Source organism: Achromobacter sp., assembly GCF_050285585.1.
In the GTDB taxonomy this organism is placed as follows: domain Bacteria; phylum Pseudomonadota; class Gammaproteobacteria; order Burkholderiales; family Burkholderiaceae_B; genus Achromobacter.
The window spans coordinates 13,230-26,338 of the sequence record NZ_JBLZXF010000014.1 but is presented as its reverse complement, the minus strand read 5'-3'; the positions used below and the strand labels follow the sequence as shown (position 1 = coordinate 26,338).

The following is a 13,109-nucleotide window of genomic DNA, read 5'->3' as shown; positions in this document are numbered from 1 at the left end:
GCGTACGGGCCGTGCGGGGTCAGGGTTTCATCAGGCGGCAGGCCGATTCCTGGGGCGAGGTGTAGATCTGGTCGCCGGGCACGCGCGCCACGAGCTTGTAGTAATCCCACGGGCCCTTGGACTCCGACGGCTTCTTGACCTGCATCAGGAACATGTCGTGCACCATCAACCCGTCGGCGCGGATCTTGCCGTCCTTGGCGAAGAAGTCGTTCACGGGGTTGGCCTTCAGCCACTTCATGATCGTGTCGCCATCGGTGCTGTTGGTGGCCGCGACCGCCTTCAGGTAGGTCGACGTCGCGGAATAGTCCCCGGCCTGCAGCATGGACGGCTTCTTCTTCATGCGCGCTTCGAAACGCGCCGCCCATTGCCGGGAGGGCTCGTCCTGGTCCCAGTACCAGGCCGTCGTCAGGTACATGTCCTGGGCGGCCTGCAGGCCCAGCGCATGGACGTCCGTGATGATCACCAGCAGGCCCGCGATCTTCATCGCCGGCGTCAGACCGAACTCGGCGGCCGCCTTCACGGCGTTGCTGGTATCGCTGGCGGAATTCGCCAGGCCCAGCACCGAGGCGCCCGATGCCTGCGCCTGCAGGATGAACGAGGAGAAATCCGCGGCGTTCAGCGGATGCCGGACGCGGCCCTTCACGTTGCCGCCGTCGGCCTGCACCACGGCCGACGCGTCGCGCTCCAGCGCGTGGCCGAAGGCATGGTCCACCGTCAGGAAGTACCAGTCCTTGTTGCCTTCCTTCATCATGGCCCGCGCTGTGCCGCGGGCGAGCGACACCGTGTCGTACACGTAATGCACGGTATAGGGCGTGCATTGCGCATTGGTCAGCTCGGAGGCGCCGGCGCTCACGACGAAGAACGGCGTCTTCTTTTCTTCGGCCACTTTCGCCATGGCGAGCGCGGCCGCGGAGTTGGCGCCGGCGATCAGCATGTTCACGCCCTTCTGGTCCAGCCATTCCCGCGCGCGCGAAGAAGCGATGTCGGCGCGGTTCTGGTGGTCGGCCACCAGGACTTCCACCTTCTTGCCCGCCACCGCGCCGCCCAGGTCCGCCACGGCCATCTTGATCGCCTCGGCGCCGCCGGGGCCGTCCGCGTCCGCCGACAGCCCCGACATGTCCGTGATGAAGCCGATGCGGATGACGCCGTCGTCGGCCTGGGCCGCTCCGGCGATGCCGAACAGAGCGGCCAAGGCGGCCGCGCAAAGTGTCTTTTTCATGGTTGGTCTCCCCACTGGATGATGTTTTTCGTCAGAACGCGACGTTGTCGCGGCCCTTGAGCTGCAGCGTCTCGCGCGCATCGTCGGGCGTGGCGATCTGCAGAGACAGGTCCTCCAGGATGCGCCGGATCCGCCGCACCTGGTCCGCGTTCGACCGAGCCAGCTCGCCGGGGCCGTCCCACAACGAGTCCTCGAGCCCCACCCGCACGTTGCCGCCCATGGTAGCGGCCATCGTCGCCAGCGGCGTCTGCTTGCGGCCGGCGGCCAGCACCGACCAGATGTAGTCGTCTCCGAACAAGCGGTCCGCCGTGCGCTTCATCATCATCACGTCTTCGGGATGCGTGCCGATCCCGCCGCGTATGCCGAATACCGACTGGATCAGGAAAGGCGGTTTCAGCAGCTTGCGGTCCACGAAATGCGCCGCCGTGTACAGGTGGCCGATGTCGTAGCACTCGATCTCGAAGCGCGTGCCGTTGTCGCTGCACGAGGTCAGGATGTTCTCGATGTCCTTGAACGTGTTCTTGAAGATCAGGTCGCCGCTGCCTTCGAGATAGGGACGTTCCCAGGCATGCTTGAATTCCTTGAAGCGTTCCAGCAGCTCGTACATGCCGAAATTCATGGATCCCATGTTCAGCGAGGCCACTTCGGGCTTGAACTGCAGCGCGGGCGCCATGCGGTCGGCCAGCGGCAGCACCGGCGAGCCGCCCGTCGTGATGTTGATCACCACGTCCGAGGCCTGCTTGATGCGCGGCAAAAACTGCGCGTAAAGCGCGGGATCCTGGGTAGGCTGGCCCGTGTCGGGCCTGCGCGCGTGCAAGTGCACGATGGCGGCGCCGGCCGCGGCGGCGTCCAGCGCGGACTGGGCGATTTCGTCTGGCGTTACGGGAAGATGGGGCGACATGGACGGCGTGTGGACCGAGCCGGTGATCGCGCAGGTGATGATGACCTTGTTCCTGGATTTTTTCATGGGGCTTGGGCGTGCGCGCCGCGCGCGCGGTTGATGGGTTTTCGTGGCCCCGGGCGTCTCCTCCGGGCGTGGCTCATTCTGTCGCAGGCCTTCGGCCCCTGTCACCTGAACAGAAATAATCAATTGATAGGATTTCCGGTGCTGCGGTGCAGCGAGAAGCGGCCAACGGGCTTGGATAGGCGCCGCCGGCCCCGCGCGGCTGCCATACAATCTTCTCAAGGTCGAAACGCGGTTTCGACGACCTGACCGGATTACGCGGAACCCGCCTCTCATGCTCGATCGTCCGACTTCCCGCCTCCCGCGGGCCATGCCGCCCGCGCGCGGCCAGATTCGCCGCCCCGGGACGCCAACATGAGCTACGTGCTGGCGGTGGACCTGGGCGGCACGCGATTCCGCGCCGCGCTGGTGGACGGCAGCGGCGGCATCGCCCATGCCTGTTTTATCGATAGCCCGGCGGGCGCCGCGGCCGGCCATGGCTGGGACGAGATCGACCCGGACGCGTGGTGGCGCGGCCTGCGCTCGCTGGCCGACGCGCTGGCCGCGCAGGCCGGCCCCGCGTTCGGCGCGGTCGAGGCCGTTGCGATCTGCGGGGTGACCCGCACGCAGGTGTTCCTCGATGCCCAGGGGGCAGCCGTCCGGCCAGCCATCACCTGGCGCGACACCCGCGCCGCCGCGGACGTGGGCGCCTGGCTGGCGTCCATGCCGGCCTCCCATCCCGAACACGGCCTGATCAACGCCTTCCACCCCTGGGCCCGCGTGGCATGGCTGCTGCGAGCCGAGCCGCAGCAGGCGGCCCGCGTGCGCGCGGTGCTGGAGCCCAAGGACTACCTGAATTTCCGCCTCACCGGCCGCGCGGCCAGCGACACGGTGTCGATGGCCAGGCTGGCCGCCGCCGCGGCAGCGTGCGAGAGCGGGCCGGACCTGTTGACCGCCGTGGGCGCCGATCCGGCCTGGGTGCCGCCCTTGCTGGATCCGCTGGCTGTCGTCGGCCCCGTGCAGGCCGGCCTGCCGGGCGCCTTGGCCCGGTTGGCGGGGCGCCCGGTGGTGGCCTGCGCCAACGACACCTGGGCCGCCGTGGCGGGCCTGGGCGCTTTGCGCCCGGGCTATGCCTACAACATCTCCGGCACCACCGAGGTCTTCGGCGCCGTGGGCGCCGAACCGGTGCAGGCGCAGGGCCTGATGACGGTGGATTGGGGCGGCGGCCATCACCAGATCGGCGGGCCGGGCCAGAACGGCGCGGACACCGTCGCCTGGCTGCTGCCCCTGCTGGGCCGCCTGGGCGATGAAGGCATGGCGGGGGTCGGCGAGGCCATGGACGCCTTGCTGGACGCGCCGCGCGATCCGCAGCCAGCGCTGTTCCTGCCCTACCTGCAGGGCGAGCGCGTGCCGTACTGGGATCCGCACCTGCGCGGGGCCTTTCTGGGGCTGAACCGGCGCCATGGCCCGGGCGACCTGGCCTGGGCCGTGCTGGAGGGCGTGGCCTTCCTGAACCGCATCGTGCTGGAACGCGCCGAGGCCGCCCTGGGCAGCCCGGTAGGAGAAATCCGCTTCGGCGGCGGCGCGGCGTCCAACGCGCAGTGGTGCCAGGTCAAGGCGGACATCTGTGAGCGCGCCCTGGTCGTCGGGCAGGCCGAACAGCCCGGCGTGCTGGGCGCGGCGGTCGCCGCCTGGACTGGCCTGGGACGCTACGACAACTTCGCGGCCGCGCAGGAGCGGTTGGTGCGCGTGGCGCAGCGCTACGAACCGCAGCCCGACCGGTCGCGCGCCTACCGCCGCATGTACGCGCAATTCCGCGCGGCCGAAGCCGCGCTGGCGCCGGTGTCGCGGGCGCTTGCCGGCATCAGCATGTAGCGCGGCCGGTCCCCGTCCGGCGCACCGGGGTATAAACTACGACGCCATCAGCACGGGCCGCCGGCCCGGCATCCGCATGCCGGCGACGGCATCCGCACAATAATCAAACGCAGCAAGGGTCGAGTCGATGCGCGGCATCCTGGAAAAGTACGGCACGGCAATAGCGGGACTGGTTCTGGTCGGCTTCTTCGCATTGGCCGCGCCGAACTTCGCGGCGCCCAACAACCTTTTGAACATCGCCAAGGAAACCAGCTTCCTGGCCATCATCGCGCTCGGCTTCACCCTCGCGCTGGTCACGGCCGAACTGGACCTGTCGGTGGCCGACGTGGCCAGTCTGGCCGCCGTCGTTACCGGCGCGCTGGTCCACACCGGCCAGCCCGTGCTGCTCGCGGTTGGCGCGGGACTGGGCGTGGGGCTGCTCTGCGGCCTGGTCAACGGCATCGCCGTCACGCGGCTGCGGGTTCCCTCGCTGATCGCCACGCTGGGCATGGCCGCCATGGCGCGCGGCTTTGCCTTCATGCTGACCGACGGCGTGTCCTATGTGGGCCGCTGGCCGGCGGCGTTCACGGACCTCGCCCGCGGCAAGCCTTTCGGCATTCCCGCCCTGGTGCTGTGGATGCTCGGCGCGGTGTTGCTTGCCTTCTTCCTGGTCAAATGGACCCGCACCGGCGCCCGCATGACCGCCACCGGCGAAGCCGGCGAGTCCGCCCGCCTGGCCGGCATCAATATCCGCGCCATGAAAAGCATCGGCCTGGCCCTGTCCGGGCTTTGCGCGGGCCTGGCCGCCATCCTGCTCACGTCCAGCCTGTCGTCCGCGGCGCCCAATATGGCCGGCGACTATTTCCTGTACGCGATCGCGGCCGTGCTGCTGGGCATGACCATGTTCAACCCCGGCCACGCCAATATCCCCGGCACGCTCGTCGCCGCGCTGATCCTGAAGGTGCTGGGCAACGGCCTGGTGCTGATGGGCGCGCCGTACTACGTGCAGGACATCGTGCTGGGCTTCATCATCATCGCGTCCGTCGCGGTGTCATCGGCCGTGCTGGAGAAAGCGGCCTTCAAATTCTGACCGGAAGGGGAAAGATCCATGCGTAAATCCTTGATGCGCCACTTGCTGTTGGCCGCGTTTTCCGTGCAGGCGCTGGCCCTGGGCGCCGCCGCGCACGCCTTCGACGTCGGCGTAGTCGCTTTCCAGATGTCTTCGGAAACCCATGCCCGCGTGGCCAACGCCGCGGCCGAAGCCGCCCGCGCCAAGGGCTGGACCGTCACCCAGCTGAACGCCGAAGGTTCGCTTCCCAAGCTGGCAGAACAGCTCGACACCCTGGTCAACAAAAAGGTCGACGCCATCGTCATCGCCATGGGCAAGCCCGTCGAAACCGATGCCCAGCTCCAGGCCGCCAAGGAGAAGGGCATACCCGTGGTCGGCGTGATGTCCGGCGCCAGCCCCCACATGCTGTTCGACGTGGAAGTCAACGAGTACGCTACCGGCGCCCAGTCGGTGCTGTACCTGCTTGGCAAGATGGGCTACCAGGGCAACCTCCTGTCGGCCCGTTTCGACGGCAACTCCGGCACCCGCATCCGCGGCAAGATGCTGGATGCGGTGCTGAGCGAGAACACCGCCGTCAAGGACCTGGCCAAGTTCAGCATGGCCCGCACGCAAAGCTGGCGCGACGACGTGCGCAACGGCATGCAGGCCCTGTTCCTGCGCCACCAGGGCCAGTTCAAGGGCGTCTGGGCCTCGTTCGACGGCCAGGCCTACGTCATCGACGACCTGCTGCAGGCCCAGGGCCTGAAGAAGGGCGACATCACCCTGGTGTCCGTAGACGGCAGTCCGGAAACCTACCGCCGCATCGCCGACCCCAACAGCCTCGTCACCGCCACCATGATGATTCCCTTCGAGCAGATGGGCGCTACTGCCGTCGACGCCATCGACCGCATCGTCGTCAAGAAAGAGCCCAAGGAAAACGTGGCGGCGGGCCCCTACCTCTTCATGGATTCGGTGTTGGTCGACGCCTCCAACGTCCAGAAATTCCTGCAACCCGCCAAGTAAGGGCCCCGCCTCATGTCCGCCGCGTTGTCGCTACGCCAGATCAAGAAATCCTATGGCGCCGTCGAGGCCCTGAAAGGCATAGACCTGGATGTGCCGGAAGGCAAGGTCATGGCCATCTGCGGCGACAACGGCGCGGGCAAATCCACGCTGATCCGCATCATTTCCGGCGCGCAGGAGCCCAGCGCCGGCGGGCTGAGCCTCAATGGCAGGCCGGTCGTGTTCCGTTCGCCCCACGACGCCCTGGTGCAAGGCATCGCCACCATCTACCAGGACCTGGCCCTGGCCCCCCGCCTGTCGATCTGGGAGAACATCTTCATGGGCGCCGAGCTGGTGCGCCGGGTGGGCCCGCTCAGCATCCTGGACAAGCGCCGCATGGCCCGGGACGCGCGCGGCTACCTGCAGCGCCTGTCCGTGCCCATCGACGACATGGACCGCCCCGTCGAACGCATGTCGGGCGGCCAGCGCCAGGCCGTCGCCATCGCCCGCGCGCTGCGCTGGGATGCCCGCGTGGTCATCATGGACGAACCCACGGCCGCGCTGGGCGTCAAGGAAACGGCGCTGGTGCTGAACCTGGTGCGCAAGCTGCGGGAAGAGGGCCGCACCGTCATCCTCATCAGCCACAACATGGCGGACGTGGTGGCGCTTGCCGATCGCGTGGCGATCCTGAAGAGCGGCGCGAAGGTGATCGAGCGCGACGTGGCGGGGCTGGATGCCGACGCGCTGGCGCACATGGTGATGACGGGCAAGGAGTAACGCTTTTTCCCGCCCCTGTCAGACCGGCGCTTCGTCCGCGTTGTAGCTGAACAGCCATTCATAGCGTTCGCGCACGCGCGCTTCGTTCCATTCGCGGTCCACGTAGTCGGCGGCGCCTTGCGCGTGTTCCAGCGCCGGGTTGTGGAAGCGCCTGGCGTTTTCTGCCGATCCGCGCACCACGCGCGAAGCGCGTTCCACGCGAGCGGCTTCGTAGCGCTTGAAGGCCAGCGCAATATCGTCCGGGTGAGCCGCCAGCGCGCGCGCCAGCACGTACCCGTCCTCGATCGCCATCGCCGCGCCCGACGCCAGCATGGGCAAGGTGGGATGGCAGGCGTCGCCAAGCAGCGTCACGCGGCCCTGGGACCAAATCGGCAGTGGCTCGCGCAACATCAACGCCCATTTGTAGGGCTCGTCCAAGGCGCGTATCAGCGTCTGCACGTCTTCATGCCAGCCCGCGAAATCCCGCGCGCATTCTTCCACGCTGCCACGTTCGGTCCAGGATTCGACCTGCCAGTCGTCGCGTTCCAGAATGCCCACGAAGTTCACCAGCTTCCCGTGCCGCAAGGGATAGTGGATCACGTGCGCGCCGGGCCCCACCCAGTTGCAGGCGTAGGGCTCGCGCAGGTGCGCGGGCAGCTTTTCGGCCGGGATCACGCCGCGCCAGGCGACGGTTCCGGAAAACGCTGCCGCATCCGCGCCGAACAACGCGGCGCGTACGCGCGAGTGCACGCCGTCGGCGCCGATGAGCGCGCTGCCTTCGAGGCGCTCGCCCGATGCCAGCACGGCCGCGACGCCCTTGTCATCCTGCGTGAACTGCGTCACTTTCGCGCCGAGCGAGACGGCTTCCGGATCATTGGCGCGCACCGCCTGCGCCAGAATCCGATGCAGGTCGGCGCGATAAATCGTCAGGTAGGGATAGCCGTAGCGGGCCACGGACTCCGCGCCCAGATCGAAGAGCGGCCAGGTCCTTCCGCTGGACCACAGCCGGATGCGCTTGCCGGCGGTCGGACGCGCCACGTCCATCAACGCCGCTTCCAGGCCTAGCCGATAGAGCACGCGATTGGCGTTGGCGCTGAGCTGGATGCCGGCGCCGACTTCGCGCAACTCCTGCGCCTGCTCCAGCACGCGCACGCGCAGGCCGCGCCGCTGCAAGGCCAGCGCGGCGGTCAGCCCGCCCAGGCCGGCGCCCGCGATAAGGAACAGAGGGGAGGACGTCGAGTGATGGGACATAGCGTTGCTTCGGGAAGAATTAGTCCGGCTTGATGCCAGCTTGTTTGACGACCTGGGTCCATTTGGCCAGATCGGTTCGGATGGCTTGTGCGAATTGCTCTGGCGTGTCGCCAACCGGCTCCAGGCCCAGGTCCGCAAGTTGGCGCTTGACCTCGGGATCGCGCGCCGCCGCGGCCAGCGCCTTGGTCAGGCGCTCGATAACCGGTTGCGGCGTATGTGCCGGGGCCATCAGGCCGAACCAGGAGTACGCTTCAAAGGGTTTGCCCAGCGCTTCCGCCACCGTGGGCACGTCTGGAAGTCGCGGGTAACGCTGTGCGCCGGTGACGGCATAGGCGCGCAGCTTGTTCGCCGTGATCTGGGGATACAGCAGCGTTACCGTGTCGAACAACAGATCCACCTGGCCGCCCAGCACGTCACTCAGGGCCGGCGCGCCGCCGCGATAAGGAATGTGCAGGATATCCACCGCGGCGCTGCGATCGAACAACTCGGCGGTCAGATGGCCGACCGAACCGGTGCCCGCGGATGCCACCGTCAACGGTTGGCGCCGCGCCAGGTCCAGCAGCGACTTGAGATCGGCGCTGGGGAGGCCGGGGCGGCTCACCAGGATGAGCGGACCGCGCACAGCCATGCCGATCGGCGTGAACGAGCTGACCGGGTCGTAGTCCAGCTTGGGGTACAGCGCCGGCGCAACCACCATGCTGCTGGTGCCGCCCCACAGCAGCGTATAGCCATCGGGCTGCTCGCGCGTCACCGACGTGGTGCCAACGGAGCCGCCCGCGCCCGCCCGGTTCTCCACGATGACGGGTTGGCCCAACTGCTCGGACATCGTCTTGCCGAACAGGCGCGCGCTCGTGTCCGTCGGCCCGCCAGGCGGAAATGGCACCACCAGTGTGATGGGCTTGTCGGGAAAGCCGGTCTGGGCTGCAAAGGCGGGGACGACCGCCGCGCACGCAAGACTGAATGCGGCGGCAAACCGCAGGGAATGACGGAACATGCTTGTCTCCTGAAGGGCAAGTGCGCTTGTTGTTGTGAGCCTTCTCGCTTGGAAGGCGGCGCATTCCGCAATTGCAACGCAAACGGATAAACAAGTAAAACTACGATATTTTGTTCATTAACAAAGACTTGTTATGAATTTTCTGCTAGGTCCCGTATGAACTGCTCGTTACGCCAATTGCGCGGCTTCCTCGCCGTCGCCGAGCACGCCAGCTTCACCAAAGCCGCCGCCCAGCTGCATCTGACGCAGGCGGGGCTGAGCGCCATGGTGCGGGAGTTCGAGCAAAGCATCGGCAGCCGTCTGTTCGAACGCAGCACCCGGGCCGTGCTCCTGACGGAAGCGGGCCGCAGCTTGCTGCCCGTAGCCCAGCGCATGGTCGACGAACTGGGCGGCGTCCTGCGCCAACTGGCCGCCGCCAGCACGCCGCAGGCGCCCGTGCTCCGTGTAGGTGTTACGCCGCTCATCGCCAGCAGCATCCTGCCGCAAGTATTGCGCGCGTGTTCCGCGGCGCAGCCGGAATGGCGTGTCGAGGTGGCGGACATGGACCGCAGCCTGATCCAGCAAGGCGTGGAGGATGGTTCGCTGGACGCGGGCTTCGGCGCCTTCTTCCAGAAAGCCGCCGGCCTGCGCCGGCGCAGCTTGTTCCCAGCCGAACTCGTGTTGGCGCAATCGGCGGAACATGCTGCCAAGACCCGCCGCGCTCCCTTGTCATGGCAGCGCCTGGATCCCGGCAGCCTTATCGTTCTGCCGGCCAGCAACCCTATCCAGCAACTGATAGACCGGCACGTCCCGCGTCCGCCCGACAGCGCGGCAAGCCCGCCGCGCCGCGTCTACAGCCATTTGGAAACCATACTGGCCATGGTCGAGGCCGGCCTGGGCCAGGCGGTCGTTCCCTCGTTCGCGGCGCTGACAGGAGCGCGTTGGCGCGTGCACCTCAGGGCGCTTGTCCCCCGCGTGGCGCTGGACTACGCCATCGTCACCCGCAGCGGCCGCCGCGACAGCGCCGGACTTACCGCATTCGTGGAGAGCCTGCGGAACGCGGCGCAGGCCGACGGCCCATGAAAAAGGCCGCCGCCAGTTTCCTGGCGGCGGCCTTCGGATGTCCGGCGGCGGACTCAGTCCTTGCGACTGGTCACTTCGACCAGGTGGTAGCCGAACTGCGTCTTCACCGGGCCTTGAACCACGCCGACCGGGGCGCTGAACACCACGGTGTCGAATTCCTTGACCATCTGGCCCGGGCCGAACGTACCCAGATTGCCGCCGTCGCGCGAGGACGGGCAGCTGGAGTTTTCCTTGGCCAGTTGGGCGAAGTCGGCGCCGTTCTCGATGGCGGTCTTGAGTTCGTTGGCCTTGGCTTCGGTGGAGACGAGGATGTGACGGGCGGAGGCTTGTGCCATGTGGGGCTCCTTGCTGACTTGATTTGGGGAGGGGGAGAGTAACGCATTCAGCGGACGGACGCTGGAACCGCTAGGGTAACCCGCGGCCGGCGGATCGCTGGCGACTATTACGTATCCCTTCAATACAGGCCGGAGCCCGCGCCTATCCTGCCCGGCCGTCAATCGGCCATTTGGGCCGTTGCGCGCGCCGGTAGGGCAGGGTGCGCAGATCGAGGGCCGCCGAGCCGGGCGCATCCGCGTAGATGATGCGCCGGGCCACCAGCGAAAAGGCCGCGTGGAAGTGCTGCGCGGACTTGACCACGATCAACGCCTTTTCATCCAGCAGGCAGCCCAGTTGGGTGAACACGTCCGTATGCAGGGCCTGCGCGCGCACGCTGATCAGCACGATTTCGATGCCGTCCGCCTCGACCAGCGCCGCATTTCCCACGGCGGCGGGAGAACCGGAAAGCCCTGTCATGATCATGTCCGGAACCAGGGCCTTCACGGTGCAGTGCAGATCGATGGGCTGGCCCGACATGGGTCCGATCTTGCCGCCGATGCGCAGCGGCAGGCGCGCGCCCACGCCCGCGCTGAAAGCGACGCGCACGGCAACGGGATCCCACAGAGGACCCACCGCCGCGTCCTGGATGCCGCGTTCGTGCAAGCGGCGCAGCATGAAGGTGGCGTCACCCGCGCCGCCGCCGCCCGGGTTGTCGGCCGCGTCCGCGATAACCACGGGTGTCACGCCGCAGGCCAGCGCCTGGTCGATGGCCTGGTCCATATCCGGACAGGCGGGCATGAGGCGCTCGCGCATGCCGATCAACTCATCCGCGAGACGCCGGGCGAGAGACTGGGCGGCGACCGCATCCCCATCCGCGTAGACCAGCAGCTTGGTGCCCATGTCGGGCACGTCGCCCCAGGGAAAACCGTGCACCACCGAGATGGAGAGGATGCCGTCCCTGCCCTCCAGCGCGCTCAGCCGGTCGATGTAGCTGCGCGCCGGCTCTTGGGGCGTGCGGATGGTGACCGCCATCTCGCAGTCCACCACCGCCGCAACCGGGGCGATGCGCCGCGCGGCCGCGGCCGCGCAGAAGTCCACCAGTTCCAGCGCGCGCTCGCGGATGTCGGTGTGGGGGTACTCCTTGTAGGCCACCAGCATGTCGGCGTGGGACACCATGGCGTCCGACAGATGGCAATGCGGGTCTAGTTCGGCGCCCACCACCACATCGGGGCCGACGATCCCGCGCACGCGGCCGAGCAGGTCGCCTTCGCAGTCCTCGTAGCCGTCGGCCACCATCGCGCCATGCAGGCCCAGGACCACCATATCCACCGGCAGCGCCTGGCGCAGATCGCGCAGCAGTTCGTCGCGCAGGGTTTCGTAGGCGTGGCGGGTCGTGATGCCGCTGGGCTGGGCGCCGGCGGCCATGCCTTCGATCACGGTCCAGCCGTGTTGCGCGCCGCGTTGGCGCGCCGCCCACAGCGGCCCGCTGAAGATCGTCATCTCGGGAGGGTGGGTGCCGGCGGGGTAGTAGCCCCGGTCGGCGAAATCTTCCAGCGAGGTGGGCAGCGGAGCGAAAGTATTGGTTTCCGTGGACAGCGAACCGGTAAAAACGCGCATGGTGTCAACGCCTAGTCCGCGGTGGCGCCGGAGGCCTTGACCACTTCGGCGTACTTCGTGATTTCCGCCGCCACGTGCTGGCGCAGTTCTTCGGGCGTGCCGCCGCCCGGCGTCGCGACCATGCCGGCGAGTTTCTCCCGGGTGTCCTTCTCTTCCAGGATCGCGTTGACTTCCTTGTTCAGCTTGTCCACGATGCCTGCCGGGGTGCCGGCGGGCACGAACAGCGCGTACCAGGACGTCATCTCATAACCCTTGACCCCGCCGGCGTCGATGGTGGGGATCTCCGGCGCGAAGGGCTGCGTGCTGGCGCTGGTGACGCCCAGCGCGCGCAGCTTGTCGCCCTTGATGAGAGGCATGACCGACGGCGCGGTATCGAACATCACCTGGATCCGGCCCGCCATCAGGTCGGTAAGGGCGGGCGCGCTGCCTTTGTACTGGACATGTTCCATGTCCACGCCCGTCATCATCTTGAACAGTTCGGCCGACAGACGCGTCGACGAGCCGGCGCCGGACGACGCGAAGAAGATGCCCCTGGGATTGGCCTTGGCATAGCCGATGAACTCCTGCACCGACTTCACCGGCACGGTGTTGTTCACCACCATGATGTTGGGGAAGCGCGTCAGTAGCGCCACGGGCGCGAAGTCCTTCTGAAAATCGAAGGACAGTTCCTTGTACAGCGACACATTGATGGCGCTGGCGTTCGAGCCCAGCAGGATGGTGTAGCCATCATTGGGCGAGCGCGCCACCGAGGCGGCCGCGATATTGCTGGCGGCGCCCGGGCGGTTTTCGACCACGAACGTCTGGCCCAGCTTCTCCGACAGGCGGCCGGCGACCAGCCTGGCGACGGCATCGGACGAGCCGCCCGGCGCATAGCCGACGACGATCTTGACCGGCTTGCTCGGGTAGGCGGCGTCTTGCGAGGCAAACGCGGCCTGTTGACAGAATACGCTCAGGGTTGCGGCTGCGAGGATTGAAGCGAAGGGTTTCATGCTTTAAGGCTCGAAATGGGCGTTACCTCGCATTGCCGCCGATGCCGGCATCCCGCCATCGA

Annotated in this window: 12 protein-coding genes; 5 read left to right on the top strand and 7 right to left on the bottom strand. The window is 67.6% G+C overall.

The window, feature by feature from the left end; all coding sequences use genetic code 11:
* Positions 1-19 precede the first annotated feature (19 nt).
* Entirely contained in the window at positions 20-1,219 is a 1,200-nt protein-coding gene (locus ACN6PJ_RS18835; protein ID WP_427997358.1) for an ABC transporter substrate-binding protein, read from the bottom strand.
* Positions 1,220-1,250: 31 nt separating this feature from the next.
* Positions 1,251-2,186, bottom strand: a complete 936-nt coding sequence (locus tag ACN6PJ_RS18830; protein ID WP_427997357.1) for a 3-keto-5-aminohexanoate cleavage protein — start codon at positions 2,184-2,186, stop codon at positions 1,251-1,253.
* Positions 2,187-2,537: 351 nt separating this feature from the next.
* Between ACN6PJ_RS18830 and ACN6PJ_RS18825 the strand changes: the two genes are divergently transcribed.
* The 4 genes from ACN6PJ_RS18825 (at position 2,538) to ACN6PJ_RS18810 (ending at position 6,840) form a co-directional block, all read left to right on the top strand.
* Positions 2,538-4,037 (top strand): xylulokinase, encoded by a 1,500-nt coding sequence (locus ACN6PJ_RS18825; RefSeq protein WP_427997356.1) that lies wholly within the window; start codon positions 2,538-2,540, stop codon positions 4,035-4,037.
* A 127-nt stretch (positions 4,038-4,164) separates the two neighbouring features.
* The gene (locus ACN6PJ_RS18820) at positions 4,165-5,106 is read left to right on the top strand and encodes an ABC transporter permease (protein WP_427997355.1); all 942 of its coding nucleotides are present in this window, start codon (positions 4,165-4,167) and stop codon (positions 5,104-5,106) included.
* Positions 5,107-5,124: 18 nt separating this feature from the next.
* Entirely contained in the window at positions 5,125-6,087 is a 963-nt protein-coding gene (locus tag ACN6PJ_RS18815) for a sugar ABC transporter substrate-binding protein (RefSeq protein ID WP_427997354.1), read from the top strand.
* A 12-nt stretch (positions 6,088-6,099) separates the two neighbouring features.
* Positions 6,100-6,840 carry an ATP-binding cassette domain-containing protein gene (locus ACN6PJ_RS18810; protein WP_427997353.1) on the top strand — a complete coding sequence of 247 codons (741 nt, stop codon included), beginning with the start codon at positions 6,100-6,102 and terminating at the stop codon, positions 6,838-6,840.
* An 18-nt stretch (positions 6,841-6,858) separates the two neighbouring features.
* Here the strand turns inward: ACN6PJ_RS18810 and ACN6PJ_RS18805 are convergent, their stop codons facing one another.
* Together ACN6PJ_RS18805 and ACN6PJ_RS18800 are read right to left on the bottom strand one after the other, a co-directional pair.
* Positions 6,859-8,070: an FAD-dependent monooxygenase gene (locus ACN6PJ_RS18805; protein WP_427997352.1), complete on the bottom strand. Its 1,212-nt coding sequence runs from the start codon at positions 8,068-8,070 to the stop codon at positions 6,859-6,861.
* Between the two features lie 19 nt (positions 8,071-8,089).
* The gene (locus tag ACN6PJ_RS18800; protein ID WP_427997351.1) at positions 8,090-9,064 is read right to left on the bottom strand and encodes a Bug family tripartite tricarboxylate transporter substrate binding protein; all 975 of its coding nucleotides are present in this window, start codon (positions 9,062-9,064) and stop codon (positions 8,090-8,092) included.
* A 156-nt stretch (positions 9,065-9,220) separates the two neighbouring features.
* On the opposite strand from ACN6PJ_RS18800, the gene ACN6PJ_RS18795 reads away from it, so the two are divergent.
* A complete protein-coding gene (locus tag ACN6PJ_RS18795; RefSeq protein WP_427997350.1) occupies positions 9,221-10,126 on the top strand; it encodes a LysR family transcriptional regulator in 906 nt (301 codons plus the stop codon).
* A gap of 53 nt (positions 10,127-10,179) precedes the next feature.
* Here ACN6PJ_RS18795 and ACN6PJ_RS18790 read toward each other — a convergent pair whose 3' ends face one another.
* From ACN6PJ_RS18790 to ACN6PJ_RS18780, 3 genes are all read right to left on the bottom strand, one after another.
* A complete protein-coding gene (locus ACN6PJ_RS18790) occupies positions 10,180-10,461 on the bottom strand; it encodes a peptidylprolyl isomerase (RefSeq protein ID WP_008158133.1) in 282 nt (93 codons plus the stop codon).
* Between the two features lie 142 nt (positions 10,462-10,603).
* Positions 10,604-12,058, bottom strand: coding sequence for a M81 family metallopeptidase (locus ACN6PJ_RS18785; RefSeq protein ID WP_427997349.1), 1,455 nt, complete (start codon positions 12,056-12,058; stop codon positions 10,604-10,606).
* An 11-nt stretch (positions 12,059-12,069) separates the two neighbouring features.
* Positions 12,070-13,047: a Bug family tripartite tricarboxylate transporter substrate binding protein gene (locus ACN6PJ_RS18780; RefSeq protein ID WP_427997348.1), complete on the bottom strand. Its 978-nt coding sequence runs from the start codon at positions 13,045-13,047 to the stop codon at positions 12,070-12,072.
* Between the last annotated feature and the right edge of the window lie 62 nt (positions 13,048-13,109).